This window comes from Paraburkholderia sp. (genome assembly GCF_024281035.1).
Classification (GTDB): Bacteria; Pseudomonadota; Gammaproteobacteria; order Burkholderiales; family Burkholderiaceae; genus Paraburkholderia.
The window spans coordinates 103,457-130,054 of record NZ_JAMXLH010000053.1; the positions used below are offsets into that span (position 1 = coordinate 103,457).

The following is a 26,598-nucleotide window of genomic DNA, read 5'->3' on the forward strand; positions in this document are numbered from 1 at the left end:
ACACTCTTGTCTATTCCGCTGCTCCAGAAAGTCCGCGTTGGCGCCTATATCACTCGCCAGCATTTCAGCGGCAACAAACGCTACCCGCTCGCGCTCATGCTCGAGCCGCTGTTCCGCTGCAATCTCGAATGTAACGGCTGCGGCAAGATCGACTATCCCGATCCCATCCTGAACCTGCGCCTGTCGCTGCAGGAATGCCTCGAAGCCGTCGACGAGTGCGGCGCGCCGGTCGTGTCCATCGCAGGCGGCGAGCCGCTCCTGCACAAGGACATGCCGGAGATCGTCAAGGGCATCATGGCGCGCAAGAAGTTCGTGTACCTGTGCACGAACGCGCTGCTGATGGAAAAGAAGATGGACGAGTACGAGCCGAGCCCGTACTTCGTCTGGTCGGTTCACCTCGACGGCGACCGCGAAACGCACGACCACTCGGTCTCGCAAACCGGCGTGTACGACAAGGCCGTCGCGGCGATCAAGGAAGCGAAGCGCCGCGGCTTCCGCGTGAACATCAACTGCACGCTGTTCAACGACGCGATTCCCGAGCGCGTGGCGAAGTTCTTCGATACGCTGGGGCCGATGGGCGTGGACGGCATCACCGTCTCGCCGGGCTACGCGTACGAGCGCGCGCCGGATCAGCAGCACTTCCTGAACCGCGACAAGACCAAGCAGTTGTTCCGCGAAATCTTCAAGCGCGGCAACAACGGCAAGAACTGGTCGTTCAGCCAGTCGGGCCTGTTCCTCGACTTCCTCGCGGGCAACCAGACCTATGAATGCACGCCGTGGGGCAACCCGGCGCGCACGGTGTTCGGCTGGCAAAAGCCGTGCTATCTGGTCGGCGAAGGTTACGTGAAGACCTTCAAGGAACTGATGGAAACGACCGAGTGGGAAAAGTACGGCACCGGCAACTACGAGAAGTGCGCCGACTGCATGGTCCACTGCGGCTTCGAAGCCACGGCCGTGATGGACACCGTCGCGCATCCGCTCAAGGCGTTCAGGATTTCGAGGAGCGGCCCGCGCACCGAAGGCGCGTTCGCGAAGGACATCCCGCTCGACAACCAGCGCCCTGCCGAATACATGTTCTCGCGCCACGTCGAGATCAAGCTCGACGAAATCAAGAAGGCCGTGAAGTCGGGCAAGGCAGTGACCGTCGCCGCGCATCAGGACGTTTGATAGCCCGGGCGCGTGCGCCCGTGCTGCTTCATACAAGGGCGTAACGGCTCAAGCCGTTACGCCCTTTCTCTTTTTGAGCACGCTGCAGCCACGAGAGCCCGCGCCGCAATAAAAAAAGGCGCAACGGGCAATCCACCCGTTGCGCCTTCGTAGCGTACGCTACGCGCGCCGTGTAGCCCGGCGGCGCTTCAACAGCGCAGGTTCAGCAGCACTTGCCGGTGCGGGACGCATATCGCGCGTCCTGCCGCTCGCGGAAGAATTCTTCGTACGTCATCACCGGACGATCCGGATGCGTCGCGCGCATATGCTCGACGTAGCCTTCGTAGTCCGGCAGACCGATCATCAGACGCATCGCCTGGCCCAGATAGCGGCCAGCCGTCTGCACGTTGTCGCGAAGTTCCGAGAACATATGCGCCTCGCCCTTAGTGTGCCGCGCGCTGTGCGATGCCCGCATCGGCCGGCATCGGTTCGAACGGCGTTTCCTGAACCGTCGGATGGTTGATGCGGCGTGCACGTGCAATCGCAATCAGGCCATACACGACGATGCTCACCACCACCACGATGAAGAGACCCGAGAGTGCCGCATCGACGTAGTCGTTGAAGATCATGCGCTGCATTTGCTCGACCGTCTTCGCCGGTCCGACGATTTTGCCTTCAGCGAGCGCCGCCGACAACTTCTGTGCGTGCGCAACGAAGCTCACCTTCGGGTTGCTGTCGAAAATCTTTTGCCAGCCGGCCGTCAGCGTGCAGATGAGCAGCCACAGCGTCGGCAGGCCCGTGACCCACGCGAACTTCTCGCGCTTCATCTTGAAGAGCACGACGGTTGCGAGCGTCAGCGCAATGCCCGCCAGCATCTGGTTCGAGATGCCGAAGAGCGGCCACAGCGTGTTGATGCCGCCGAGCGGATCGACCACGCCCTGATACAGGAAGTAGCCCCACGCGGCCACGCACAATGCGGTGGCAACCAGGTTGGCCGGCAACGAGTCCGTGCGCTTGAGCGACGGATGGAACGTGCCGAGCAGATCCTGCAGCATGAAGCGGCCTGCACGCGTGCCTGCGTCGACGGCGGTCAGGATGAAGAGTGCTTCGAAGAGGATCGCGAAGTGGTACCAGAAGGCCATCATCGCTTCGCCGCCGATCACCTGGTGCAGGATCTGCGCCATGCCGACCGCGAGCGTCGGAGCGCCGCCGGCGCGCGCGACGATGGTTGTCTCGCCAACCGCCTGCGCGGTGTGCGTGAGCATCTCCGGCGTCAGCACGAAGCCCCACTGGCCGACCGTGTGCGCAACCGCGTCCGGCGTCGCGCCGAGCACGGCGAGCGGTGCGTTCATCGCGAAGTACACGCCCGGCTCGATCACCGAAGCGGCGACCAGCGCCATGATCGCGACGAACGATTCCATCAGCATCGCGCCGTAACCGATGAAGCGCGCGTTGGTTTCGTTATCGAGCATCTTGGGCGTCGTGCCCGACGAGATCAGCGCGTGGAAACCGGACACCGAACCGCACGCGATCGTGATGAAGAGGAACGGGAACAGGTTGCCCGACCAGACCGGGCCCGAGCCGTCGATGAACTTCGTGAAGGCCGGCATCTTGAGTTCCGGCGCAACGATCAGAATGCCGATCGCGAGCGCGAGGATCGTGCCGATCTTCAGGAACGTCGAGAGATAGTCGCGCGGGGCGAGCAGCAGCCACACCGGCAGCACCGAAGCGATGAAGCCGTAGCCGATCAGGATCCACGTGAGCTGCGTGCCCGTGAACGTGAACCAGGCGGCGAGCGTCGGCGAATCGTGCACGACCTGGCCGAACGCGATCGACGCCATCAGCAGGATGAAGCCGATGATCGAGATCTCGCCGATCTTGCCCGGACGGATATAGCGGACGTACAGGCCCATGAAGATCGCGATGGGAATCGTCGCGGCGACGGTGAACGTGCCCCACGGCGAGTTCGTCAGCGCCTTCACGACGATCAGCGCGAGCACCGCGAGAATGATGATCATGATCAGGAACGTGCCGAACAGCGCGATCACGCCGGGCACCGGTCCCAGTTCCATCTTCACGAGGTCGCCGAGCGAGCGGCCGTCGCGGCGCGTGGACAGGAACAGCACCACGAAGTCCTGCACGGCGCCCGCGAACACGACGCCCGCGAGAATCCACAGCATGCCGGGCATGTAGCCCATTTGCGCGGCCAGCACCGGGCCGACCAGCGGGCCTGCGCCCGCAATCGCCGCGAAATGGTGGCCGAACAGCACGTATTTGTTGGTGGGCACGTAGTCGAGCCCGTCGTTGTGACGCACGGCCGGCGTCATGCGCAGGCCGTCGAGCTGAAGCACGGTGCTGGCGATGAAGCGGCTGTAGAAACGGTAACCGATCAAATAAACGCAGATCGCGCAAATCACGATCCACAATGCGCTGACACGCTCGCCGTGCGCGAGCGCGATGGTGCCGAACGCGAACGCACCTAGCAGCGCGATGGCTGTCCACACAACGAAACTGGATACCCGACTCATGGTGTCTCCTGTTTGTACTTATAAGAATTACCGGCTCGAGGACCGGTTACGTAGCGCCTTCGATCCACCGGAAATCGTTGCGAATCTCGTTGCGAATCTCGTTGCGAAGTTCGCTGTGAATCGCGTTGTGAATTTCGCTGTGAACCGGCGGCGCATTGCATGACGCAGTTGTGCCATGCTTTGGCCGTGTAGTATTCGCTTTCGCAATTCATACGACAAGCGCACAACTACGTAAGCACTCTACGTGGAATTACGTAGAACCTGTCAAATGACAATGACTCTCAAAACGAAGATCTTTTTGCTCGCGGTCGTGCCGTTTCTGGCGGCGATTGCCGGCATCGGGATCGGCGTGCGCCAGCAGGCCACCGCGCTTGCGCAGACGCAGCACGCGACGATGCAGAACGCCTACCTGTCGAGCAAGGAACTCGAGCTGCGTCATTACGTTGAACTCGCAACGAGTGCGATCGCGCCGCTCTACAATGCGAGCCGCGACGCTTCGCCCGCCGAAGTCGCCGCGCGCCAGCGCGAAGCGCTTGCCGTGCTTCAGAAAATGGACTTCGGCCCGGACGGCTATTTCTTCGTCTACGACATGCATGGCCGCTCGCTGATGCATCCGCGCGAGCCGAATCTGGTCGGCCAAAACCTTTGGGACCTGCGCGATCCGCAAGGCGCGCTCACGATCCAGCGACTCATTGCCACAGCCGCGCAAGGCGGCGGCTACGTGCGCTACACGTGGCTGCGGCCGTCGACGGGCAAGCTCGCGCCCAAGCTCGGCTTCGTCGTGCCGCTCGAACGCTGGGGCTGGATGATGGGCACCGGCATTTATATGGATGACGTAGTGTCGACGCTCGGGCATATCGACGAACGCGCGTCCGCCAACATCGAGCGCACACTGCAGTGGCTCGGCGTGATCGCGCTTGCGGGCGTCGGCGTGATCGCGCTCTGCGCGCTCGTGCTCAACGTGAGCGAGTACCGCAGCACCGATGCCAAGCTCAAGCGCCTCGCGCAACAGGTGGTCGAATCGCAGGAACAGGAGCGCGCGCGGCTCTCGCGCGAACTGCATGACGGCATCAGCCAGATGCTCGTCTCCGTGAAGCTGCTGCTCGAATCGGCGCTGGCGCGGCTCGAACGCGGCGAGACGCGCATCCCCGCAGCCGAAGCGTCGCTCGCCACCGGGCTCACGCGTCTATCGGAAACGCTGCGCGAAGTACGCCGCATTTCGCACGCGCTGCGCCCGTCGATGCTCGACGACCTCGGGCTCGCGGCGGCGCTCGAGCAACTCACGCGCGAGTTCGGCGAGGAATCGGGCATCAAGATCGACTTCACCCAGTCGATCTCGTCCGGCGGCGAGCCGTCGAAGGCGCGCACCACCGCATTGCCCGATACAGTGAACACCGTCCTCTTTCGCATCGCCCAGGAGGCGCTCACGAACATCGTGCGCCACGCCAACGCGGCGCGCGCGGCGCTCACGCTCGATGTGGCCGCAAGCGGCGTCACGCTGACCGTCGCCGACAACGGCCACGGCTTCGACGTCGCGCATGCCCAGTCCGATCCCCGCGCGGGGCTCGGGCTGCGCAACATGCGCGAGCGGCTCGAATCGCTCGGCGGCCAGTTCACGCTCAACTCGCGTCCCGGGCATACGGTTCTCACCGCCTGGGTGCCGGTCAAGGCGGGCGCCGCGGCTGCAACATCCAGAACAGGCAGTAACCGGTAAAGAAAAAGACATCATGAAACACACTGGCAAGCGGGCGCGCCTCGTACTCGTCGACGATCATCCGCTCGTGCGCGACGGCCTGCGCGCCCGGCTCGAAGCGGTCACGGGCTTCGAGGTCGCAGGCGAGGCCGGCAACGCGGACGAAGCGCTCGCGCTCGCCGCCACGGTCGAGCCCGACCTCGTGCTGATGGATGTCGGCATGGCCGGGATGAACGGCATCGCGCTCGCGGGCATCTTTCACGACCGCTTTCCGGCGATCCGCGTGCTGATGCTCTCGATGCACGACAACGTCGAATACGTGACCCAGGCCGTGCGTGCGGGTGCGAGCGGCTACGTGCTGAAGGATTCGCCGTCGACGGAAATCGTGCGCGCCATCGAAGCCGTGCTGGCAGGGCAGACGTATTTCAGCGCGGGGCTGGGCGTGCGGATGATCCAGGCATCGGCGAAGGAAACGCCCGTCGAGCGGCTGACGCCGCGCGAGCGCGACATCCTCGACGCGCTCGCCGAAGGGCTATCGAGCAAGCAGATCGCGCAGCGCGCGGGGCTCTCGGTGCGCACGGTGGAGACGCACCGGCTCAATCTCAAGCGCAAGCTCGATATCGAAGGTCAGGCGGAGCTGATCAAGTTTGCGGTGGAACACCGCAGGAAATGACCGGGCGGGCGGCCATGCCGGCCGCCCGGTTTCGATGCATAGCCAACGTCGACCGCGGTCGACTGCGCTCAGCTACGGTCAGCTGCGCGCGTTGTGCTCGACGAGAAACTTGATGAGGCCGTCGATGCCGCCCTTGGCGATCTGGTCGGCGAACTGCGTCTGGTACACCTGGATCAGCCAGGCGCCCATCATGTTGATGTCGTAGATCTTCCAGCCTGTCGGCGTGTGCGTGAGGCGATAGTCGATCGCATCGTCGCCGCCGCTGCTGATCACGTGCGACTGCACGACCGTGTCCTTCGCACCGCCAGCCGTACTGGACGGCTGGAACTTGAAGGTCACCGCCGTATCGCGCAGTTGCGACAGCGATGCCGCGTAGGTCTTCACAAGCAGGAGTTGAAATTGCTCATAGAGCTTTTGCTGCTGCTCGGGCGTGGCCGTCGCCCACGGCTTGCCGATGGCGATGCGCGTGGTGCGCTGGAAGTCGGTGGCCGGAACAAAATGGGTTTGGACCACCTGGGTGATCCTGGCCATGTCGCCGCCGCGCGCCTGCGGGTCGGCCTGCATCGCCTTCACAGTGCCTTCCACGGCGGCTTTGACCGTGGCATCGGGGGAACTCTGGGCCCATGCAGCGCCCGAGACGAAAGCGGCTGCGATAAATGCGGTGAAGTAACGTTTCATACGCTCATCGGAACAGTGAGATTCAAGCGCCGTACCGCAGCGGGTCTACGGAACGGCGGATCCAGTATAACGGCTTTAAGGTCGAAACCCATGTGCGCGAGCCGCGCCCATATGAGCCAGGCCGGTATACTTATGCGCTTCGCCAAGAACAACGCCATCGTCAGGGCTCCCTCGCCTGTATGCTGAAGCCATTCATCATCCAACTCGTCGCGTGGTCGGTACGCCGTGCGGCGTGGGTCATCGCACTCTCAACCGTACTGGCCGTGCTATGCGGCGTCTACGTCGCCAAACATTTCGAGATCAACACCGACGTGAGCGGCCTCGTCGAGAACGACGCGAAATGGGCCTCGCTCGGCGACGCCATCGACAAGGCCTTCCCGCAGCGCGGTCAGGCGCTGCTCGTCGTCGTCGAAGCGCAGGCGCCCGAACTCGCCGATGCCGCCGCCAACAAGCTCGCCAGCGCGCTCAAGAAGGATTCCAGTGAATTCGGCGCGGTCTCGCAGCCCGCGGGCGGGGCCTTCTTCGAGCATAACGGCCTGCTGTTCCTGCCCACGGCGACCGTGCTGTCGACCACGGGCCAGCTCGTGCAGGCGCGCCCGCTCGTCAACCAGCTCGCACGAGACCCGAGCCTCACGGGCCTCGCCGGCACGCTCACGACCACGCTGTTGCTGCCGCTGCAGATCGGCCAGGTCAAGTTGCCGCAGATGGCAACGCTGCTCGGCAGCGCCGCCGACGTCGTCGATCGGGTCGTGGCCGGCAAACCGGCCGCATTCTCGTGGCGCGGGCTCGTCGACAAGGATTCGGCCGCGCAACCCGCGTTCTCGTTCCTCACCGTGCAGCCGGTGCTCAACTTCGGCGCGCTCAAGGCAGGCGCGAACGCCTCGGAGGCGATCCGCGCGACCGCTGCGTCGCTGCATCTCGATAAGGAATTCGGCGCGCGCGTTCGCCTGACAGGCGAACAACCGCTCGCGGACGAGGAATTCTCCTCGGTGCAGGACGGCGCCGCGTTCAACGGCGCGCTCACGGCCATCGTCGTGCTCGTGATCCTGTGGCTCGCGCTGCGCTCGGGCAAGCTGATCGGCGCCGTGCTCATCACGCTCGTCATCGGCCTCGTCATCACGGCCGCGCTCGGCCTCATGATGGTCGGCTCGCTGAACATGCTGTCGGTCGCGTTCATGGTGCTGTTCGTCGGTCTCGGCGTGGACTTCGGCGTGCAGTTCGGCGTGAAGTACCGCGAGGCGCGCCATCAGGACGACCGGCTCGACGCCGCGCTGCTCAAGACCGCGCGCGTGATCGGCGTGCCGCTCACGCTCGCCGCGATCGCCGTCGCGGAAAGTTTCTTTTCGTTCCTGCCCACGGCATACAAAGGTCTTTCGGAACTCGGCCAGATCGCGGGCGTCGGCATGTTCGTCGCGTATTTCGCCAACATGACCTTGCTGCCCGCGCTCATCAGCGTGTTCAAGCCGGCTGGCGAGGCGGGCTCGCCAGGCTTCGCATTTCTCGCGCCCGTCGACAAGTGGCTCGCCGATCATCGCAAGCCGGTGCTGATCGGCACGCTCGCCGTCGTGCTCGGCGCGACGCCGCTCCTGCTGCATCTGCGCTTCGACTTCAATCCGCTGCACCTGAAGGACCCGCACACGGAGTCAATGGCGACGCTCATTGCGCTGAAGAATTCGCCGGTCATTTCGCTGAACAACGTGAGCGTGCTCGCGCCGTCACTCGAAGAAGCCGACAAGATCGCCGCGAAGCTCTCGAAGCTGCCGGAAGTCGCGCGCGCCACGACGTTGAGTTCGCTGATCCCCGACAACCAGCAGCAAAAACTCACGCTGATTGCAGGCGCCGCGCAGCAGCTGCTGCCCGCCCTCACGCAGCCGCCTGCCGCGCCCGTGACCGATGCGGTTCGCGTCGAAACGCTCAAGCGCGCCGCCAACCAGCTTGCGCTCGCCGCCGACGATCACCCGGGCCCGGGCGCCGCGCAAGCGAAGCATCTGTCCGAGGCGCTGACGAAGCTTGCGAGCGCCGACGCGGCCACGCGCGAGCGTGCCGAACAGGCCTTCAGCCTGCCGCTCCGGCTCGCGCTTGCGCAGCTGGCGAACCTGCTGCAGCCCGCGCCGGTCACGCGCGAATCGCTGCCGCCCGTGATGGTGCGCGACTGGGTGGCGCCGACGGGCGAAGCGATCGTCGACATCGCACCGAACGTGCCGGCGGGCGTCGACCCGAACGACGACCAGATGCTCGCGCGCTTTTCCCACGCGGTGAAGGCGGCAGCGCCGGGCGCGATCGGCGGGCCCATCTCGATCCTGCATTCGGCGAACGTGATCATTCTCGCGTTCCTCGAAGCGGCGGGGTGGTCGGTGCTGCTGATCACGCTGCTCCTGTGGATCACGCTGCGCCATTTCGGCGACGTGCTGCGCACGCTGATTCCGCTGCTGGTCTCGGCGCTCGTGACACTGGAGTTGTGCGTCGTGCTCGGCATCCAGCTCAATTTCGCGAACATCATCGCGCTTCCCCTGATGCTAGGCGTAGGCGTCGCGTTCAAAATCTACTTCGTCATGGCGTGGCGCGAAGGCCAGACAGGCCTCCTCCATTCGAGCCTCACGCACGCCGTGCTGTTTTCCGCCGCGACGACCGCCACCGCGTTCGGCAGCCTGTGGCTCTCGCATCATCCAGGCACGTCGAGCATGGGCAAGCTGCTCGCGCTCTCACTGTTCTGCACGCTCATTGGCGCTGTCGTATTCCAGCCGGTGCTGATGGGCAAACCGCGCGTCACGCGACGCGCAAGACCGCAATCCCAAGGGACCGATTAATGAAAAACAAGCAAGCCGCGCTGACCATGGCCGCGGCAAGCCTCGCACTCCTCGTGACGTCGGGGTGCGCCACGGGCCCCGACCGCAAGCCGGGCGATCCGTTCGAGCCCGCCAACCGCGTGATCTTCAAGTTCAACGACACGATCGACCGCGCCATCGCGCAGCCGGTTGCCAAGGGCTACCAGAAGGTCACGCCGCACCCGGTGCGCCTGGCGATCAGCAACTTCTTCTCGAACCTCAGCGACGTCGGCAACCTGGCCAACAACGTCCTTCAGCTGAAGATCACCGACGCCACCGAGACCCTCATGCGTATCGCCATGAACTCGACCTTCGGCCTCGGCGGCCTGATCGACTTCGCGACGGCCGCGGGTCTGCAGAAACATCCCGAGGACTTCGGCCTCACGCTCGGCCGCTACGGCGTGCCGGCCGGTCCGTACCTCGTGCTGCCGCTGTTCGGGCCAAGCTCGGTGCGCGACGGCATCGGCATGGGTGTCGACGTGAAGTTCAATTTGCTCAACTACATCGACCCTGCCGTGCGCAATCCGATGTACATCGCGCAGTTCATCAGCGTGCGTTCGGATCTGCTCGGCGCGACCGATCTGCTTTCGCAGGCGGCGCTCGACAAATATTCGTTCGTGCGCGATGCATACCGCCAGCAACGCGAGTCGCGGCTGCGCGGGTCGTCGGGCAATCAGCCGCTGCCGAACTACGGCGATCCCGGTCAGTCCGGCGGATCCGGTAATTCGAACGACGTGCCGAACTATGAGGATCCGGGCGATTCCGGCGGTGCTGGTGGCGCTGGCGGTGCTGGCGGCAAGGGCGGCGCGAACAGCAACGGCGTGCCGAATTACGAAGATCCCGGCGAAACCTCGGGTAATTCAGGTGCTGCCGCCGCAGCGGCTTCGGCACCGGCAGCGGCATCGGCTGCGGTTGCGGCGTCCGCCGCGCAAGCGCCCACGTCCGCTTCCGCACCCGTGCCTGCATCGGCGGCCAAGGCCGCGCCGAACGCCGCTGCATCAGCCCCGGTGCCTGCTTCGGCGCCCTGAAGCGCACGTCGCAGCTCGCTTCACGACAAAAAGCCCCGCCAGGCGTGATGCCTGGCGGGGCTTTTCTTTCCGGGTTCCGCGCGAAGAAACGCGGGATTTAGTGCTTCGCGGTCTCGTCGGCTGAATCACCCGCCTGCGCGTTCTGACGATAGTGCTCGTAGGCCTCCTCGGCGTAGCGGATGCGCTCGCGTCCGTGCGGCACGGGCTTGCCGTCCTCGCCCATATTCACGAACACCATCTTCTCGATGGTCAGGATGCTCTCGCGCGTGATCTTGCTGCGCACCTCACAGCGAAGCGTGATCGACGTGCGGCCGAAGTGCGTGGCCGTCATCCCGAGTTCGATGACGTCGCCCTGTCGCGCAGAGCTGACGAAGTTGATTTCCGAGATGAATTTCGTCACGACGCGCTTGTTGTCGAGCTGGCAGATCGCGTAGATCGCTGCTTCTTCGTCGATCCAGCGCAGCAGGCTGCCGCCGAAGAGCGTGCCGTTCGGATTCAGGTCTTCAGGCTTGACCCATTTGCGGGTGTGAAAATTCATGGCTGGCAACCCTGGTAAAGTGATCCATCCCCAAACCATGGAGACGGCTTAGGGTAAACGCGGAGATGTTACCAAATATAAGGGTTTCCCCTGGGTATTTCAATAGCCCGGGCGGGTCATTGGGGAAAAAACGCGCCGGATGCCACCAGCACTCGCCGTGCGGCGGTGAGCGACTGACGCGCCGCGCGGGCGTCGGCGGCGATGCGCAGCAGGCCGTCCAGTTGGGAGGGCTCGCGCACGAGTTCGCGCAGAACCGGCCAGATCGCCGTGGTGCCGTCGTCGCGCAGACCTGCCATCGCGGCTTTGGGCAAGCTGCGCCAGGCCGGATCGACGATCGCGCGGCACACCGCGAACGGCAGGCTGCGCGCGGCGGCGGCGGCCGCCGCCATGTGCGATTCCATATCGACAGCGAGCGCACCGCCCGTCGCGGCATGCAGCGCGGCCTTGTCCGCCGCGCCGGTAAGCGGCGCGGCGACCGCCGCCTCGACGCCGCGCCGCATCTGCACCGCGAGCGGGGATGCCAGCAGCGCCTCGGCGAGCCGCGCCGACCATGCGGCATCGGTTTCGATGCGGCCAAACGGGCCGTCCACGGCATCGGCAATGACCAGCATGCCCGGCTCCAGGTCGGGCGCGAGTCCGCCCGCCGTGCCGAAACTGATCACGCCCGACGCCCCGCGATCGAGCGCGGCCGTGAGCGCGCGGTCGAGCAGGTCCGCGCGCGCCGCATACACCGCCGTGACGTTGTCGCGCGCGTCGCCTTGCGCAACGCGCGCCTCGAAGGCCATGCCCGCGACGACGACCACGGGCCGCGCGCCGCCATGGGTCGCGCGCGTCGATGCAGTCGCGCTCACCGTCACATCCCGACCGTCACGCGCGTCTCGCCGGACCGCTTGAGGTTGCGGTAACGCGCGAGCGCCCACAGCGGGAAGAACTTGCGATAGCCGTGGTAGCGCAGATAGAAGACGCGCGGGAAGCCCGTCGCCGTGAAACGCGTCTCATCCCACAGGCCGTCCTCGCACTGCGTCTTTTGCAGCCATTCGATGCCGCGCGCGACCGCAGGATGATTCACGGCACCCGCCGCCATGAGCCCGAGCAGCGCCCAGGCCGTCTGCGACGCCGTGCTTCGCGCGCGCTCGTAACCGCGGTATTCGAGCTTGTAGCTCGCGCCGTCCTCGCCCCAGCCGCCGTCGTCGTTCTGGATCTTCGCGAGCCACTCCACCGAGCGCTTCATGCGCGGCTCGTCGTGCGGAATGCCCGCCGCGTTCAGCGCGCACAGCGCGGTCCACGTGCCGTAGATGTAGTTCATGCCCCAGCGGCCGTACCAGCTGCCGTCGGGTTCCTGATCCTCAAGGATGTAGTTGTACGCGCGACGCGACGGCTCGCTCGCGGCCGGCAGTTCGCCGAGCTGCGCGAGCATGGACAGACAGCGGCCCGACACGTCGACCGTCGGCGGATCGAGCAGTGCGCCGTGATCCGAGAACGGAATGTTGTTCAGGTAGTACTGCGTGTTCTCGGGCTCGAACGCGCCCCAGCCGCCGTTGCTGCTCTGCATGCCGACCACCCATTCGCGCGCGCGCGCGATCGGCTCGTCGTACGCGTTCGTCTTGTCGAGCAGGTCGACGCGCTGCATCGCCATCACGACGACCGCCGTGTCGTCCACGTCCGGGTAGTGCGGATTCGCGTACTGGAACGCCCAGCCGCCCGGACGCACCTCGGGACGGCGCGAGATCCAGTCGCCGCGCACATCGAGAATCTGCAGCGGGCGCAGCCATTCGAGGCCGCGGCGCGCCGCGGCTTCGGCGCGCGCATCGCCGGTTTCGAGCAGCGCGTGCGCAGCGAGCGACGTGTCCCAGACCGGCGAAAGACACGGCTGGCAATACGCCTCGTCTTCGTGGATCACGAGCAGCTTTTCGAGCGACTGGCGCGCGATGGCGCGGTGCGGATGCTCGGGCGGATAGCCGAGCACGTCGTACATCATCACGGCGTTGGCCATGGCCGGGAAGATCGCGCCGAGCCCGTCGTCGCCGTTCAGACGCTCATCGACGAAAGCCACGGCCGCGTCGATCGAGCGCTGGCGCAGGTAGTTCGGCACGAGCGGATCGGCCACGCGCAGCGCGCCGTCCACGGCGCGAAAGAAGCTGAACCAGCCCTTGCTCTGGTGCGGCGCGCGCTTGTTCAGCCCCGTGGTCACCGGCGCGCGATGGAACAGTTCGTCGATGCGCACGTTGAGCGGATTCTTCGCCAGCGGGCGCTTCGCGTTCAGCACGAGCAGCGGCACGATCACCGTGCGCGCCCAGTACGACACCTTCGAGAGGTGGAACGGGAACCACTCCGGCAGCAGCATGATTTCGACCGGCATGATGGGCACCGCGTACCAGCTCACCACGCCGAAGAGCGCGAGCATCACGCGCGTGAACACGTTGACGGCTTCCGCGCCGCCCGCCGCGAGAATCGCCTCGCGGGCGCGCACCATGTGCTCGGCGTCTTCCGCGTCGCCGATCGTCTTCAGTGCGAAATACGCCTTCACGCTCGCGCTCACGTCCATCGCGCCATCGGTGAAGAGCGGCCAGCCGCCCTGGGGCAGCTGCATGCGGCGCAGGTAGCGCGCGATCTTCTGTTCGAGCTCGCGATTCGGCGTCTCGCCGAGGTAATGGACGAGCAGCACGTATTCGGCGGGAATCGTGACGTCGGCCTCGAGTTCGTAGACCCAGTGGCCGTCGTCCTTCTGCACGGCGAGAATCGCGTCGGTTGCGCGCGCAACGCTGGCATCCAGCGGGTCGGCAACGGCGGTGGCGAAGCCGCCCGCGAGGTCCCCGGCCGGCATGGCGTGGGATAAGTCGTTCATCTGCATTCCATGTTCTCGGTAAGCAACAGCTCCGCCGCCTTGCGGCCGGAGCGAATCGCGCCTTCAATCGTCGCGGGCAGACCGGTAGCCGTCCAGTCGCCTGCGAGCATCAGGTTGTTCCAGCGTGTGCGCGTCCCCGGACGGCGTAGTTCTTCGTCGGGCACCGCCGCGAACGTCGCGTGCGGCGCCGCCACGACCTGCCACGGCGGCAGGCGGCCGGCCGGCAGCGACGCCGCCGCGGCCACGTCCTCCCAGACCTTGAGCGCGAGCGTCTCGGCCGGCAGGTCGAGCACGGCGTGCGCGTCGTGGATCGTCGCCGAAAGGCGCCCTTGCGCCGCGACCAGCCAGCTGGCCGCGCCGTTCACGAACGCCATCGGCGACGCGAGCCCGTGCGGCGGCTCGACGGCGAAGTGCACGGTGGCCATCGCCGTGAAGCGCTGCGGCGTCTGGATCGCGGGCACGAGTGCGGCGGCAGCCTTCGACGTCACGGCCAGCACGACCGATTCATCAGGGCCGATCGCTACACGGCCCGTGGCGAAATCGAGTGCGACGATGCGGCGCGCCGCGTCGTCGTACGCGATCTCGAGGAGCGGCGAACCGAGCCGGATCGCCGCGCCGCCGTGTTGCAGCATGCGCAGCGCCGGATCGACGAAGGCGCTCGACAGACCGCTCCTGGCAACGAGCGGGCGAAACGCGTCGCCGCCGGCCGTAAGCGCCTCGCGCAGCAGGTTCGCCGCGAGTTCGGCGCTCGCCGCGCGCGGCTCGACGTTGAGCCCCGCCAGAAAGAACGGGCGCAGCAGCCGGTCCCACAACGTACCGTCGCAGCGCATGGTCTGCGCGAGCGTGCGTCCCGGCTTCGCGAACAAAAGCGGCAGCAAGCCGAGATAGTCCGCGGTCTTCGTACCCGGCACGCGTGCGTTCGCATCGCCGATCCAGAACGGCACGCGTCCGCGCGAAAACCGCACGGCCCAGCGCGCGCGCGACGCGAGATCCATGAACGCGAAGCCCGGATCGGCCGGACCGGCCAGCGCCTCGGCCGCGCCGATGGTGCGCGCATATTCGAGCGTCTGCGCATGCCCCGCGAGCACCAGATGATTGCCGCAGTCGAGCGTCGCGCCGAGCGTGCTGTCGTAAAACGAGCGGCACCGCCCGCCTGCCTGCCCGGCCGCCTCGTAGAGGGCGACCTGCACCCCGCGCCGCTGAAGCCCGACCGCCGCCGCGAGGCCTGCGAGCCCGGCGCCGATGACGTGGACGAGCCTTGGCATCAGAACAGCGCGTAGCGCATGACGATCCACATCAGGCGCGCTTTCGGTTTGGTGACTTTCGTGCGCGGCAGATCGAAGCCGCGGTCGAGCGTTCGCTCGAGCAGCACGCGATATACGCCCGACATGATGCGCGGCGCCTTCACCTGTGCGCGCGGCACGGCATTCATGATCGCGTCGGCCTGGGCGAAATGCTGCTGCGCGCGCTCGGCGAGCGTCGCGCACACGCGCGGCAGCGACGGATCGGCGGCGATCTGGTGCGGATCCGTTGCCGCGATGCCCTCGCGCGCGAGCAATTCGAGCGGCAGGTAGCTGCGGTTGATGTCCGCATCCTCGTCGATGTCGCGCAGGATGTTCGTCAGCTGCAGCGCGCGCCCGAGATGATGCGACAGCCTGCGGCCCGGCTCCTCGGCCATCCCGAAGATCCTCACCGATAGACGGCCGGCCGCGCTCGCCACGCGGTCGCAGTAGAGGTCGAGCGTGGCTTCGTCGGGCGCGCAGATGTCTTCGGCGGCGTCCATCGCCATGCCGTCGATCATCGCGTGGAAATCTTCGCGTTGCAGGGCAAACGTATGGATGTGGCGCGTCAGCGCCGCGAGCGCGGCGGGCGGCGTGCCTGCGTAGCACGCGTCGATGTCGGCGCGCCAGCGATCGAGCCCCGCCGAGCGCTCGGCGCGCGGCAGCGCGCTGTCCGCGATGTCGTCCACCGCGCGGCAAAACGCGTAGACCTGGTACATGGCGTCGCGCTGCGCCGCTGGCAGGATACGCATCGCCAGATAAAACGAGCTGCCCGACGAAGCGGCAGCGGCGTCGATTTGTTGTGTATCGTCCACGACAAGGTTGGAAACGGCCAAGACGATCTCCGCTGTGGGGGCGCCCGCACAGGGGGCTCTTTCAGATATTCGGGCCCGCATGAAGCGGGTCGCCCGCGCGCGCGGAATACGCGCGAGGCTACCGCGCACGCCGGCGTGTTCGTGGACCGTCCTCGCGGATGGTCCTCACGGATGCTGTCGGCGGCCGGAAACGGGCAAAAGTATAGCAACCTTTGCCTGCCACCGCAGTCTATGCACGCCGCAATCGCGCGGCGGGCCGCGCCGGCGCGCTCAGGAAACGGCAACCGAGCGGTTGCGCCCCTCGCGTTTGGCCCGATACAGGGCCGCATCGGCGTCGTTGATCATGGCCTCGTAGCCGGACGCGCCGGGGCGCGCCGCCGCGACGCCAATGCTCGCCGTCACGGGCACGGTCACGCCCAGCACCTCGACAGGCTTCTCGCCGATCGCCAGACGGACCTTCTCCGCCACGCAGAGTGCGTCGGCGAGCGGCGTGAACGGCAGGATCAGTGCGAATTCCTCGCCGCCGAAGCGGCCGAACACATCCTGTTTGCGCACGACGTTCGAGACGCGCTGCGACATCACGCGCAACACCGCATCGCCGGCCACGTGGCCGAACTGGTCGTTGGTGCGCTTGAAATGGTCGAGATCGAACAGCAGCACCGAGAGGTCGCCGCCGCTGCGCTGCCAGCGGGCGAATTCGTCGGCGAGCTGCGTTTCGAAACAGCGCCGGTTCGCAATGCCGGTCAGGCCGTCGCGGTCGGCGTATTCGCGCAGCTTCTCGACCGCCTCTTCACGCTCGCGCTGCATGATGCTCACGTGCGTGACGTCCGTAATCGTCACGCAGACGGCGATCACCTCGCGCCCGCGCATGAGCGGCATGAAGGTGCAATCCTGCTGCATGTAGTCGACGCCGCCCGTGATCGGGCGGTCGTGGTCGAAGCGGAACAGCCACGGCCGCTGCTCCCACGAGCTGAACGCGAAACTGCCGAGCTGGAACACGCTATTGACCTTGTGCGTGAGCCATGGGCGCGGCAGATCCGGGAACAGGTCGAAAATCGGGCGGCCGATCGCGGCTTCTGCCGCGACCCCGCTGTGGTCCTGCATGAAGCGGTTCCACATCTGGACGTGCATGTCCCGGTCCAGCACGAAAATGCCGAAGCCGACCCGTTCGACGACGAGGTCGGACAGCGACAACTGGTCGACGGTCGCGTTCATAGGCTATGCAGCAAGGCGTCGATCGCCTGGCTCACATGCTGGATCGAGTCTTCGGCCATCAACATGACCAGATGGGCGCGAAACCGCTGGTCTTTCGACGCGAAGTTCACCTCGACGAGCAAGGCGAAATCCCAGGCGAGCAGGCCCGGCTGGAACACTTCGTCGAGCATGACGTGCTCGCCGAGCAGCCCCGGCTGGGTGAACACGGGCAGCCGCCCGAGCTGGTCGAGCATCGCCGACACGCACGCGCCCGTGAGCGCGTTCGCGACATCGAAGATCAGCTCGGTGTTCATCGGCGATTCGCGATCCGTCGCGGCGTAGGCTCCGCCGTTCAACGTGTACAGCGCCCCGATCTCGTCGCTGCGGCAGATGACGAGCGCCTCGCCCTTGATCTCCGAGCGAAAGCCCTGGCGCACGGCGACCACCGGGCCGTCGATGCCCGTCATCTCGCGCAGGGCCAGCGCGGCCTCGCGCACCTCGACCACGCGAACGCGCGGAACCGACAGTTCGATGAATTCGTCGAGCAACGCCGAGAGGCGGGTCGCGGCCTGCCCCATGCCGAGATTGGCGATTTCCTGTAGCGCGTCGCGCTGCACTTCCGTAAGGATTCGATCAGGCATACAACCCGTACTCCTTCAGGATGGGTAGCAGCGCCTCCTGGGTCACCGGTTTCGCGACGAACGCCACTGCGCCGAGGTCGCGCACGCGCGCCTGGGCCAGCGGCTGGACATCCGCGGAAACGACGATCACGAACGAATTGAGGTCCTCGTGCTGCAAGGTTTCAAGCACCTGGAAGCCCGTCATGCCGGGCATCGTGAGGTCGAGAAACATGACCGCCGCGCGGCCCGCGCGGTAGAGATCCAGCGCCTCGCGCCCGTTCGACGCATACGAAATCTCGACGTCCCAGTCGCCTGGCAGCGCCTTCGTGAGCACCTTTCGGGCAAGCAGCGAATCGTCGGCAATCACGATGGGCAGGGACATGGATATGCTTTGTGAGTGTGCGTGGGACGGACTGCGTTGTGATGGTTTAACGGCCGCACGCGCAGTTTCTTTAGGCCCGGCGCCGGCCACCCGGACTGCCGGCTCGGCACACGCAGCGAACAGGCGTGTGCGGGTGCGTCGCGAACACGCTCCCGCGTGGCGCAACCCCGAACCGTGCCCATCCTGCCCCACATGAGAAAAGCCACCCCGTCCTGGCTCCGGCATGAAACATCGCCGTGAAAGACGCCTCAATTTATTGCGCGTTATTAACTTGGCGTGCCGGGGATTCTCGAATCATTCGAAATGAAATGCAACTCACCGATAATGGTGAAACGAAGAGGATTAACTCCAATTTGGCAATTTTCTGAAAATATTCGATCCGCCCCTCATTGAAGGACGATATTTTTCCTTTTGTGTACGTTTGCGCTTCGTGGATTTTCGCGAATTTGGTGCATTGAGCAAAATCCACCTGGTGAGATGCCGATGCGCAACGGCGCATAAAAACCGGTCTTTCTGTTACGGCACCGGAGCGCTGGCGCGCTCGTTTATGATGTCGGAAGCTTCTGCTGTCCGATTCCGCCCGACCAACGATGATTCCAGACCGGCCTGCACGGCCAGACGATCACACGCCCCCGCCGCCCCGCAATGACCATGCGCCGTTTCCGGCGGCGCCCGGTCACGACTTCACGGTGCGCCGCCGCACGCTGATCGCGCTCCTGATCGCAGCGATCGTGCTGCCGTGCATCTACGTCGCCGCCATGGCTTACAACGACCTTCGCACGCGCGAGGCCGACGCGACCGACGCGGCGCTGCGCACGCTGCGCGTCGCCCAGGAGCACGCGTTGAAGGTCTTCGACATGAACGAGGCGCTCGAAGCGCGCATCGTCGAACTCGTGCATGGCGAGGACGACGACGCCATCCGGGCGAACGAGGCGCAGATCCACGAAAAACTCGACACGATCGGCGGCGGTTATCCGCAAGTGGCGTCGGTATCGATTTTCGGACGCGACGGCGACCTGCTTGCGAGCAGCCGGCACTCGCCGCCGCCGCCCGTTTCGATTGCGACACGCGAAGACTTCACAGGCATTCGCAACGATCGCGCGATTGATCGCGTCTCGCGCGTGATGGTCAACCCGGTCAGCCACGAAGCCGTGTTCGATACCGGCATCGAGCGCCGCGACGACGCCGGTGCGTTCGCGGGCCTCGTTTCGATCGCGCTTCGGCCCGAATATTTCAGCGCGTTCTACCGCGACCTGCTGGGCGCGGGCTCGCCGATGAACATGGGACTCGTGCGCAGCGACGGCGCGATCCTCGCGCTCTATCCGCCGTCACACAGCAGCGCGACGAATATCACGCGGCACACGCCGTTCGACGCGGCACTCGCGCGCGGCGCGGAGTCCGGCGTCGTGCGCACGCGCTCGCAGGTGGTCGGCGGCGACTTGATCGTTGCGTACCGGCGCGTCGGCTCGTATCCGGTCTATGTGTCGTGCGGCTATCGCACGGCGGCGATCTGGGCGGACTGGTGGCGGCATCTGAGCGTGCTGGTCATCTCGATGTTCACGCCGTCCATTGCGCTCTGGTGCGTGATCTGGCTCTCGCTGCGCCGCCTCGCCGCCGAGGAGGAGGCCTGGGAGCGCTGGCAGGCCGAAGCCGCGATGCGCCGCTCGATCGAATCGGCCTACCGGCAGTCGCGCAAGATGGAAGCGCTCGGAAACCTCGTCGGCAGCGTCGCGCACGACTTCAACAATCTGCTGATGATCGTCTCGGCGAATGTGCAGATTGCACGGCGCCGCGGCGCGGCGGGCCTCGAACGCGAACTCTCGGCCGTCGAGCGCGCGCTCAAGAGCGGACAGTCGCTCACGCGCCAGTTGCTCGGCGTCGCGCGCAAGCAGCCGCTGCACACCGAGACCATTCACGTCGGCCGCTGGCTGCCGGCATGCCGCGAGCTGCTGTGCGCGTCGCTCGGCGCAAAAGTCTCGCTCGTGATCGACGTCGCCGATGACGTCTGGCCCGTGCTGGTCGACGTCGCCGAATTCGAGCTTGCGCTCATCAACCTCGCGGTCAACGCGCGCGACGCCATGCCCAACGGCGGGCGCTTCACCGTGCGCGCCCGCAACATCAGCTTCAGGCCGGGCGAAGGATTCCCGCTCGACGGCGACTTCGTGCAGGTCTCGCTGGAAGATACCGGCGTCGGCATGCCGCCCGACGTGCTCGCGCGCGCCTTCGAGCCGCTCTATACGACCAAGCCGAAGGGCACGGGCACCGGACTCGGCCTGCCACACGTGTTCGCGTTCTGCGAGCGCTCGGGCGGTCTCGCCGCAATCGACAGCGCAATCGGCGCGGGCACGTCGGTGCACCTGTACCTGCCGCGCGCGCTGTATGCGCCCGCCATCCAGCGCCCGCCCGCGCCGCCGAAGGAAGACACGAGGCCGCGAGAAGGTCTGCGCGTGCTGCTCGTGGAGGACAACGACGAAGTCGCGGCGGGCACCGAAGCGCTCCTGCAGATGATGGGGCACAAGGTGACCTGCGCCAACGATGCGACGAGCGCCTTGCCGCTGGTCGAGGCGGGATACGCGGCCGGGCATGCGGACGGCGAATCCGCGCCGCGCTTCGACCTTGTCATCTCCGACATTCACATGCCGGGCGAGATGAACGGCATCGACCTCGCGGAAGCGGTGCAGGCCATCGAGCCGACGCTGCCGGTCATCCTCGTGACCGGCTACGCGGAGGAACTGGAGCGTGCGCGCCATGTCGACGTGCGGGTGCTGTCGAAGCCGTTCGATATTGGTCTGCTCGAAAAAATGCTCGAACAGATTCAGCGCGATCGGTCCGCGCGGGCGCGCCATGCGCGCGATGCGACGCTGGGTGGGTGAAACGCGGGGTGGATCGCGGCTTGAACCGGCGGCTTGAACCGGCGGCGCGAATCCTCGCGCGGTACGTGCGATTGCGCCGCCAGTCGGCGCGCGATGCGTATTGGGCACATTCGCCACATTGGGCGCATCATGTGCTGCATGGCGATGCGTTCCGTCGAGGAGGTAGCCATGAAACAGACCGTGACCGGTCGCTTCAAGACCTGGAATGACGCGCTGCACGCGCAGGACGTGCTGATGATGAAGGGCTTCGAGGCAAGCGACATCGAAGTGCCCGCGCACAGTGAAGGTGTGCTCGCGGGAATCGAACGCCTCATCGGCGGCTTCTTCGCACACGACCCGCGCGCAGGCGGCGCACACGATGTGGACCCGACACAGCAACAGGCGCCCGAGGAGACCGTGCTCGTCGGCGTGCATGTCGTCGACGAAGTCCACGCGCTGCTCGCCCGCGACACGCTACGCGAAGAGCAAGCGCAAGACATCTCAACCCACGGATTAGGCTGGGCCTGGCCGGATCCAGGCACGCCCGGCGCGCGCGAGCATTCCGCGCTCGAGGAACTGGGGCTCGCGCAACTCGCCGATACAGTACGGCGGCGCGTTACCGCCGCGCGTTCGCATACGCCGCAAGCGGATACGGAGGCCTCTGCGGATTTACATCATTCCGGCACCGAGGCTGAAGCTACAGTGCCGACCTCGGCGAGCGCACCAGGTGCGGGTGCCGTGATGGGCCACCATGTGGACGTGCCTGGCGCGCCTGAAGCAACGCGGCCTGGCCAAGGCGCTGCGCCACAGATCCCGGACGAATTCCTCGAATACGAGGACGACACGCCTTCACATCATCGGACGCTGCACTGAGCGCCCAGCCGTGGCAGCACGCTTGTGCGCGCTGCCACGCGCGTCTTCGCGGGAGCCGCACTGGCGGCCGATCATATGCAAGCGGAATCGATTGTGGATAAGTCGAAGAGCATGTGTTTTATCCACAATTTTTCTGGATAACCTTGTGGACAAATTACGCGAAGGCCCGATACCAACGGGCCTTGCGTGGGATTGGATTGACGAATTTCCACTGCTCACGTTTTAGGCGTCGTGCATATCGGCGCACGCCAGTTCGTAGTGTGTCGATCGCATAAGCGCCAGCCAGTGACACAAAACGATCACCAATGGCGCAATGGCTAACGAGCGAGTCGACCTTTGTGAAGCAGGCCGACTAATACGTTCACAGTCGATGCGACGATGAAGCTGCACACGAGTGTGAAGCAAGATCCCCGCAGCGCGCGCCGATGGTATTCAGTGCGCCGGGCGACGACGCGCTCAGCCGAAAAGAGCCTCGACGTTCTCGGGCGGGCGGCCAATCACGGCCCGGCCGTTTCGCACCACGATGGGCCGCTGGAGCAGAATCGGATGACTCACAATTGCTTCGTAGAGCTGATCATCGGCGATATCGGCTGCGTCGAGACCCAGCTCCTTGTATTCGGCTTCGCCAGTGCGGATCATCTCGCGCAACGGGCATCCAAGCATGGCGTGCAGTGCCTTCAACTGGTCGACGGTTAGCGGCGTCTTTTGATAGTCGATCACCTCGACCGGTTCATTCGTGGCATTGCAGGTCTGAGTAACAAGCTCGCAGGCAGAGCGGGACTTGGAGCAGCGGGGGTTGTGATAGATCGTAATCATGGGTGTGCAAAGACAGGGCAAGTGGACGGCGGGCACATCACGCGTGGCCAACCGGTCGGCAGGATTTTACCGGGGTCCCCGAGATGCTGCTGGAGCACCCGTCGTCCTGGCTGGAGCGATGCGTGGGTACGTGAATCCATCTATCGATAGATTCCGCTCGGGTGAGAGACGTGTGGCGTTGTATCTGATGATCGGTTCACCGTGCCCGCACTCGCGGGGCTTTATGCGCATAAAGCAACCGCCGACACCAGCCAGTGTCCATAACGAACTGCGACCAGCTCACACGAACAGTCAGCACCGGTATCGACTCTGATCGTGCAGTCACGATCCCGCGACGCACCTTTATGCGCATAAACCTTAGCCAAATGGCTAATCCGCCGCCTGAATACAACAATAATCGTTGAATTGAAATTTATTCCCGGTAAAATCACTAGCAATTTGCGAAACGGGAGAAAACCAATTGGCGGCAGAGATAATCGCAGTCACGCAACAAAAGGGCGGGGTCGGCAAGAGCACGATTGCGATGCATCTCGGTGCCGCATTCCATGAGAAGGGAAAGCGAGTCCTCGTCGTCGATGCAGACGGCCAGAACACGCTAATTCATTGGGCCAGTGCTTCGGGTGACGACGAAGCCGGTATCCCGTTTCCCGTCGTGAATCTCTCCGAGGCCGGAGGCCAGATCCACCGGGAGATCAAGAAATTCATCGGGGATTACGACGTCATCGTGGTCGACTGCCCACCGTCCATCACGGAAAAGGTGTCGGGCGTCGTGCTCCTCGCTGCATCGATTGCGGTTGTTCCCACGTCGTCGTCGCCTGCCGACTATTGGTCGAGCGTCGGGTTGGTCAAATTGATTCAGCAAGCACAGGTCATGAACGAGGATCTGCGTGCTGTATTCCTGCTCAACAAGACGGAAGAAAAGCGCATGCTCACGCGCGAGCTAAAGCGAGCGCTCGAGGAACTCGGCTTTCCGTTGCTCAAGACGCAAATTCCGACGCGCGAAGCGTATAAGCAAGCGATGGCGCTCGGCCAAACGGTTCTGCAAATGAGCGACCGCGGCGCGCGACTGGCTGCTCTTGAGATACGCGCCGTCGCCGAGGAACTCACGGCGATGCTCCCCTGACTTTATGCGCATAAAGGACCCTGAATGAAACCCTCACAATTTGCCAAAGGCTTTCAGGCGCGGCCTGACTCGACGAGCAGCGAAAAGCGTACGGCACTCGACCGCCTCAATGCGATCGATGGGCTCGTCCAGGACAAATCGCGTCCCCAGGATGACGCGGGCCGCTCGAGCCAGTTCCAGGCCGAAACCGCGATTCCCGCCGATGGTGCGCTCGACCCGGTCGAAAACGAATCATCCGAATATCGTACTTGGAGGGGAGAGCACGGCTACCGCCCCGGTCAGATCATCGAACTGCCATTGAAGGCGATCAAGCCGAGCCCCTTCAATCCGCGATATTTCTACCTGAAGTCGTCGATTGCCGAACTCGCCGTCAATCTCGCCAAGCAAGGCCAGCAGCAAGCCATCCACGTCATTCCCGACTACGCGGCGCCCGGCAGCTATTACGTCAGCGACGGTGGACGCCGCGTACGCGCCCTGAAGGAAGCGAACAAGGAAACGGTCAAGGCGATCGTCGTCGATCTACCCGTTGGCATTCAAAGCTACAAGCTCGGCTATGATCTCAATGTCCAGCGAGATTCACAGACCGTTTTCGACAACGCGATTGTGTGGAAGCGGTTTATCGAAGAAAAATTCTTCCAGAGCCAGCGCGAACTCGCCGAACACCTTGGGCTTGATGAGTCGACCGTTGCGGTCGCACTTTCCATTGCGAAGCTGCCGGAATCGGTCATGCAGGAAATGGTCGCTCGCACCGACCGCTTCGGTTCGAACATGGCCTATCAGGTCGGCCGCTATCACGGGGCGCGCGGTACGGACGCAACGTTACGCCTGATCAACCGGATTCTCGCGGACGATCTCAGCACGCGTCAGGTCGCCGATATCGTCAAGGGCAGGTCGAGCGCACAGGAAAGCCCCAAACCGGCTGGCCGTCAACGTTACGCGCAGCGACTTGAGATCAAGCTGGAGGGCGTATCCGTTGGCGATCTCAAATCATACGGGGACGACAGGCTGGAACTGCGGCTCAAGGGATTGTCGAAAGAGCGGCGCGACGAAATCCTGCATCAAATCGAGCAGATTCTGCAGACCAAATAACAGCGGATGATTCGAGAGACGACCCCAGCCTAACAGGCTGGGGATCGCATCGCCGGATTGCCCGGCAATGAGCAACTGAGCGCACGCTCAGAGCAAACCCAGATCCGGGCTCAAGCCGCGCGCGACTGGCTCAGCGTAAATGCGAGCAGATCACCGTCGGTCGGCTCACCCCAGGTTTTCCGTGCCAGCCAGTCGAAGAACGCGGTTTCCCCCAACTTCGACTCGAGGCCGCGCCGCCGCCAATCATCGCGCAAATGCGTGCCGAGGCCCGGCAACTCGTCGTTCTCGAACGACTCGCGCGCCAGTTCCCGCTCCGTCTCACCTTGCTCGTCGTACAGCGCACGCGCTTCCTTGCGGCGATACGCCGTGTATTCGTCGAGCAACCGCGCCTTCGGGTCGTCCGCGCTCAGTACGGCGCCCTTGCCGGCGCCAGCCGGACCTGAAATCGCTGTATCCAGCGGCGGCGCATAGCCCTTCTTGAGCGCGTCCTTGAACAGCGCCGCCGCGCTGCGAACAGGCGGCAGACTCGTACTGCGCATCCGCTGCTCCGTGAGCTGGAGTGCCGCGCGAATCCGGTTTTCCTCACTATCGGCGTAGAGCGACTGCGCTTCCTTCAAAGGAATGCCGATCTTCACCATGCGGTCGACGAGCGTGCTGTCGAAGACGTTCGGATGCTCATCGAGCGCCAGCATGGGTTGCTTGCGCTCGGTGACGCGAAACTGGATCTCGGCAACCCGGCGGCCTTCGCGGTGTTCGATCAACTCGACGAAGATATTCGTGACCGCGTTGACTTCGGCGATGGCGGGCCGAAGATAGTCGCGCTTGAAATATTTGTATTCGCGCTTGGCCTCGTCGCCAGCCTCGGTATCCGGCGTGCCCGACAGGATCGGCCGCCACCATTCCCACGTTTCGCGCATCGTGAGATGGCTCGGGTTCGTCAGGTAACGTACGCAGATTTCGTAGAGCGCGAGCCCCGCGCTGCTGCGCAGCTGGCTCTGAAACTGCAGGCTGAGGCGCGCATACTGCACCGGATCCAGCAGTTTTTTCTTGATTTTCGGCGCGAACGAGAACTCGACCCAGACGCGTCGCGTGGCAGGATCTTCGAGGATTTCGGCGTCGGCAATCAGGGTTGAAATGCCCCACTTGCGGCCCGGCTTCTGACTCGACGTCCCCTGGCTCCATTCGACCTGCACCGACACCATGCGCCGAAGGTGTTCCTTCACGAGCGCGGTATCGTTGGAGTCGAATGCGGAATTGGCAACGATGTCGGACAACAGCGCGCGATAGGTATCGCCGGACTCGTCCGCCTGCTGGGCCACCGCGAGCAGTACGTTGAACAGCTTGCGAGTCAGCAGCGTGATCTTGCCGCTCTTCGGCTGAATCGCGATTGCCTCGACGGCCTTGCGCAATTCTGCCGAGCTGGGGCTTACCACATCGGTTTTTTTCACGCGCTTCGTGGCCATGCGTCGGGTCGAGGAGTGATTTTCGCGAAAGGATACCGCCTGTGGTGATAGGCGTCTATAGGGTCGCTCTCACCATTGCCGGTGATGCGCACGCGCCGCGCGCACCTCACCGCCAGGCGATCCCGAAAAGGCTCACT

At 64.9% G+C, this 26,598-nt stretch carries 22 protein-coding genes; 9 read left to right on the top strand and 13 right to left on the bottom strand.

The window, feature by feature from the left end; genetic code table 11:
• The first annotated feature begins 6 nt into the window (after window positions 1–6).
• Window positions 7–1,167, top strand: coding sequence for an adenosyl-hopene transferase HpnH (gene hpnH / locus Q0L30_RS18820; protein WP_296659635.1), 1,161 nt, complete (start codon window positions 7–9; stop codon window positions 1,165–1,167).
• A gap of 202 nt (window positions 1,168–1,369) precedes the next feature.
• Here the strand turns inward: hpnH and Q0L30_RS18825 are convergent, their stop codons facing one another.
• A complete protein-coding gene (locus Q0L30_RS18825; protein ID WP_293034429.1) occupies window positions 1,370–1,576 on the bottom strand; it encodes a YbdD/YjiX family protein in 207 nt (68 codons plus the stop codon).
• A 13-nt stretch (window positions 1,577–1,589) separates the two neighbouring features.
• Window positions 1,590–3,674: a carbon starvation CstA family protein gene (locus Q0L30_RS18830; RefSeq protein WP_296659639.1), complete on the bottom strand. Its 2,085-nt coding sequence runs from the start codon at window positions 3,672–3,674 to the stop codon at window positions 1,590–1,592.
• 274 nt (window positions 3,675–3,948) lie between these two features.
• Here Q0L30_RS18830 and Q0L30_RS18835 point away from each other — a divergent pair, with 274 nt between their 5' ends.
• Both Q0L30_RS18835 and Q0L30_RS18840 read left to right on the top strand, forming a co-directional pair.
• Window positions 3,949–5,388, top strand: a complete 1,440-nt coding sequence (locus Q0L30_RS18835) for a cache domain-containing protein (protein WP_296659642.1) — start codon at window positions 3,949–3,951, stop codon at window positions 5,386–5,388.
• A gap of 13 nt (window positions 5,389–5,401) precedes the next feature.
• Entirely contained in the window at window positions 5,402–6,040 is a 639-nt protein-coding gene (locus Q0L30_RS18840; RefSeq protein ID WP_296659643.1) for a response regulator transcription factor, read from the top strand.
• Between the two features lie 78 nt (window positions 6,041–6,118).
• Here the strand turns inward: Q0L30_RS18840 and Q0L30_RS18845 are convergent, their stop codons facing one another.
• Window positions 6,119–6,718: a phospholipid-binding protein MlaC gene (locus tag Q0L30_RS18845; RefSeq protein WP_296659645.1), complete on the bottom strand. Its 600-nt coding sequence runs from the start codon at window positions 6,716–6,718 to the stop codon at window positions 6,119–6,121.
• Between the two features lie 179 nt (window positions 6,719–6,897).
• Here Q0L30_RS18845 and Q0L30_RS18850 point away from each other — a divergent pair, with 179 nt between their 5' ends.
• Together Q0L30_RS18850 and Q0L30_RS18855 are read left to right on the top strand one after the other, a co-directional pair.
• A complete protein-coding gene (locus Q0L30_RS18850) occupies window positions 6,898–9,525 on the top strand; it encodes an MMPL family transporter (RefSeq protein ID WP_296659647.1) in 2,628 nt (875 codons plus the stop codon).
• The gene (locus Q0L30_RS18855) at window positions 9,525–10,571 is read left to right on the top strand and encodes a VacJ family lipoprotein (RefSeq protein ID WP_296659650.1); all 1,047 of its coding nucleotides are present in this window, start codon (window positions 9,525–9,527) and stop codon (window positions 10,569–10,571) included. Before Q0L30_RS18850 ends, Q0L30_RS18855 begins: the two co-directional genes overlap by 1 nt.
• A gap of 97 nt (window positions 10,572–10,668) precedes the next feature.
• On the opposite strand, the gene Q0L30_RS18860 is transcribed toward Q0L30_RS18855, so the two are convergent.
• From Q0L30_RS18860 to Q0L30_RS18895, 8 genes are all read right to left on the bottom strand, one after another.
• Window positions 10,669–11,109, bottom strand: a complete 441-nt coding sequence (locus Q0L30_RS18860; protein WP_296659652.1) for a hotdog domain-containing protein — start codon at window positions 11,107–11,109, stop codon at window positions 10,669–10,671.
• A 116-nt stretch (window positions 11,110–11,225) separates the two neighbouring features.
• On the bottom strand, window positions 11,226–11,894 hold the full coding sequence (locus tag Q0L30_RS18865; RefSeq protein ID WP_296659736.1) for a phosphorylase: 669 nt from the start codon (window positions 11,892–11,894) through the stop codon (window positions 11,226–11,228).
• Window positions 11,895–11,962: 68 nt separating this feature from the next.
• Window positions 11,963–13,933: a squalene--hopene cyclase gene (gene shc, locus Q0L30_RS18870; protein ID WP_296659739.1), complete on the bottom strand. Its 1,971-nt coding sequence runs from the start codon at window positions 13,931–13,933 to the stop codon at window positions 11,963–11,965.
• 17 nt (window positions 13,934–13,950) lie between these two features.
• Window positions 13,951–15,219: a hydroxysqualene dehydroxylase HpnE gene (hpnE, locus tag Q0L30_RS18875; RefSeq protein ID WP_296659655.1), complete on the bottom strand. Its 1,269-nt coding sequence runs from the start codon at window positions 15,217–15,219 to the stop codon at window positions 13,951–13,953.
• Window positions 15,219–16,070 (bottom strand): presqualene diphosphate synthase HpnD, encoded by an 852-nt coding sequence (gene hpnD, locus Q0L30_RS18880; protein ID WP_296659657.1) that lies wholly within the window; start codon window positions 16,068–16,070, stop codon window positions 15,219–15,221. Before hpnD ends, hpnE begins: the two co-directional genes overlap by 1 nt.
• Before the next feature lie 249 nt (window positions 16,071–16,319).
• A complete protein-coding gene (locus Q0L30_RS18885; protein WP_296659660.1) occupies window positions 16,320–17,264 on the bottom strand; it encodes a sensor domain-containing diguanylate cyclase in 945 nt (314 codons plus the stop codon).
• Window positions 17,261–17,884 carry a chemotaxis protein CheC gene (locus tag Q0L30_RS18890; RefSeq protein WP_296659663.1) on the bottom strand — a complete coding sequence of 208 codons (624 nt, stop codon included), beginning with the start codon at window positions 17,882–17,884 and terminating at the stop codon, window positions 17,261–17,263. The genes Q0L30_RS18885 and Q0L30_RS18890 overlap by 4 nt, the downstream gene beginning before the upstream one ends.
• Window positions 17,877–18,245, bottom strand: coding sequence for a response regulator (locus Q0L30_RS18895; protein ID WP_296659666.1), 369 nt, complete (start codon window positions 18,243–18,245; stop codon window positions 17,877–17,879). Before Q0L30_RS18895 ends, Q0L30_RS18890 begins: the two co-directional genes overlap by 8 nt.
• Before the next feature lie 590 nt (window positions 18,246–18,835).
• Between Q0L30_RS18895 and Q0L30_RS18900 the strand changes: the two genes are divergently transcribed.
• Window positions 18,836–21,118 carry a hybrid sensor histidine kinase/response regulator gene (locus tag Q0L30_RS18900; RefSeq protein ID WP_296659668.1) on the top strand — a complete coding sequence of 761 codons (2,283 nt, stop codon included), beginning with the start codon at window positions 18,836–18,838 and terminating at the stop codon, window positions 21,116–21,118.
• Between the two features lie 168 nt (window positions 21,119–21,286).
• Window positions 21,287–21,970 carry a hypothetical protein gene (locus tag Q0L30_RS18905; protein ID WP_296659671.1) on the top strand — a complete coding sequence of 228 codons (684 nt, stop codon included), beginning with the start codon at window positions 21,287–21,289 and terminating at the stop codon, window positions 21,968–21,970.
• 456 nt (window positions 21,971–22,426) lie between these two features.
• On the opposite strand, the gene arsC is transcribed toward Q0L30_RS18905, so the two are convergent.
• Entirely contained in the window at window positions 22,427–22,786 is a 360-nt protein-coding gene (gene arsC, locus Q0L30_RS18910) for an arsenate reductase (glutaredoxin) (protein ID WP_296659674.1), read from the bottom strand.
• A 460-nt stretch (window positions 22,787–23,246) separates the two neighbouring features.
• On the opposite strand from arsC, the gene parA reads away from it, so the two are divergent.
• Together parA and Q0L30_RS18920 are read left to right on the top strand one after the other, a co-directional pair.
• On the top strand, window positions 23,247–23,909 hold the full coding sequence (parA, locus tag Q0L30_RS18915) for a ParA family partition ATPase (protein WP_296659677.1): 663 nt from the start codon (window positions 23,247–23,249) through the stop codon (window positions 23,907–23,909).
• Between the two features lie 24 nt (window positions 23,910–23,933).
• Window positions 23,934–24,998, top strand: coding sequence for a ParB/RepB/Spo0J family partition protein (locus tag Q0L30_RS18920; protein ID WP_296659679.1), 1,065 nt, complete (start codon window positions 23,934–23,936; stop codon window positions 24,996–24,998).
• A gap of 110 nt (window positions 24,999–25,108) precedes the next feature.
• Here Q0L30_RS18920 and Q0L30_RS18925 read toward each other — a convergent pair whose 3' ends face one another.
• Entirely contained in the window at window positions 25,109–26,461 is a 1,353-nt protein-coding gene (locus Q0L30_RS18925; RefSeq protein WP_296659682.1) for a replication initiation protein, read from the bottom strand.
• Window positions 26,462–26,598 lie beyond the last annotated feature (137 nt).

Bases quoted from the DNA above. Each gene is read 5' to 3' on its own strand.
- Q0L30_RS18825 (WP_293034429.1), bottom strand. From the start codon at position 1,576: ATGTTCTCGGAACTTCGCGACAACGTGCAGACGGCTGGCCGCTATCTG.
- Q0L30_RS18830 (WP_296659639.1), bottom strand. From the start codon at position 3,674: ATGAGTCGGGTATCCAGTTTCGTTGTGTGGACAGCCATCGCGCTGCTA.
- Q0L30_RS18835 (WP_296659642.1), top strand. From the start codon at position 3,949: ATGACTCTCAAAACGAAGATCTTTTTGCTCGCGGTCGTGCCGTTTCTG.
- Q0L30_RS18840 (WP_296659643.1), top strand. From the start codon at position 5,402: ATGAAACACACTGGCAAGCGGGCGCGCCTCGTACTCGTCGACGATCAT.
- Q0L30_RS18845 (WP_296659645.1), bottom strand. From the start codon at position 6,718: ATGAAACGTTACTTCACCGCATTTATCGCAGCCGCTTTCGTCTCGGGC.
- Q0L30_RS18850 (WP_296659647.1), top strand. From the start codon at position 6,898: ATGCTGAAGCCATTCATCATCCAACTCGTCGCGTGGTCGGTACGCCGT.
- Q0L30_RS18855 (WP_296659650.1), top strand. From the start codon at position 9,525: ATGAAAAACAAGCAAGCCGCGCTGACCATGGCCGCGGCAAGCCTCGCA.
- Q0L30_RS18860 (WP_296659652.1), bottom strand. From the start codon at position 11,109: ATGAATTTTCACACCCGCAAATGGGTCAAGCCTGAAGACCTGAATCCG.
- Q0L30_RS18865 (WP_296659736.1), bottom strand. From the start codon at position 11,894: ATGGCCTTCGAGGCGCGCGTTGCGCAAGGCGACGCGCGCGACAACGTC.
- shc (WP_296659739.1), bottom strand. From the start codon at position 13,933: ATGCCGGCCGGGGACCTCGCGGGCGGCTTCGCCACCGCCGTTGCCGAC.
- hpnE (WP_296659655.1), bottom strand. From the start codon at position 15,219: ATGCCAAGGCTCGTCCACGTCATCGGCGCCGGGCTCGCAGGCCTCGCG.
- Q0L30_RS18885 (WP_296659660.1), bottom strand. From the start codon at position 17,264: ATGAACGCGACCGTCGACCAGTTGTCGCTGTCCGACCTCGTCGTCGAA.
- Q0L30_RS18890 (WP_296659663.1), bottom strand. From the start codon at position 17,884: ATGCCTGATCGAATCCTTACGGAAGTGCAGCGCGACGCGCTACAGGAA.
- Q0L30_RS18895 (WP_296659666.1), bottom strand. From the start codon at position 18,245: ATGTCCCTGCCCATCGTGATTGCCGACGATTCGCTGCTTGCCCGAAAG.
- Q0L30_RS18900 (WP_296659668.1), top strand. From the start codon at position 18,836: ATGATTCCAGACCGGCCTGCACGGCCAGACGATCACACGCCCCCGCCG.
- Q0L30_RS18905 (WP_296659671.1), top strand. From the start codon at position 21,287: ATGAAACAGACCGTGACCGGTCGCTTCAAGACCTGGAATGACGCGCTG.
- arsC (WP_296659674.1), bottom strand. From the start codon at position 22,786: ATGATTACGATCTATCACAACCCCCGCTGCTCCAAGTCCCGCTCTGCC.
- Q0L30_RS18920 (WP_296659679.1), top strand. From the start codon at position 23,934: ATGAAACCCTCACAATTTGCCAAAGGCTTTCAGGCGCGGCCTGACTCG.
- Q0L30_RS18925 (WP_296659682.1), bottom strand. From the start codon at position 26,461: ATGGCCACGAAGCGCGTGAAAAAAACCGATGTGGTAAGCCCCAGCTCG.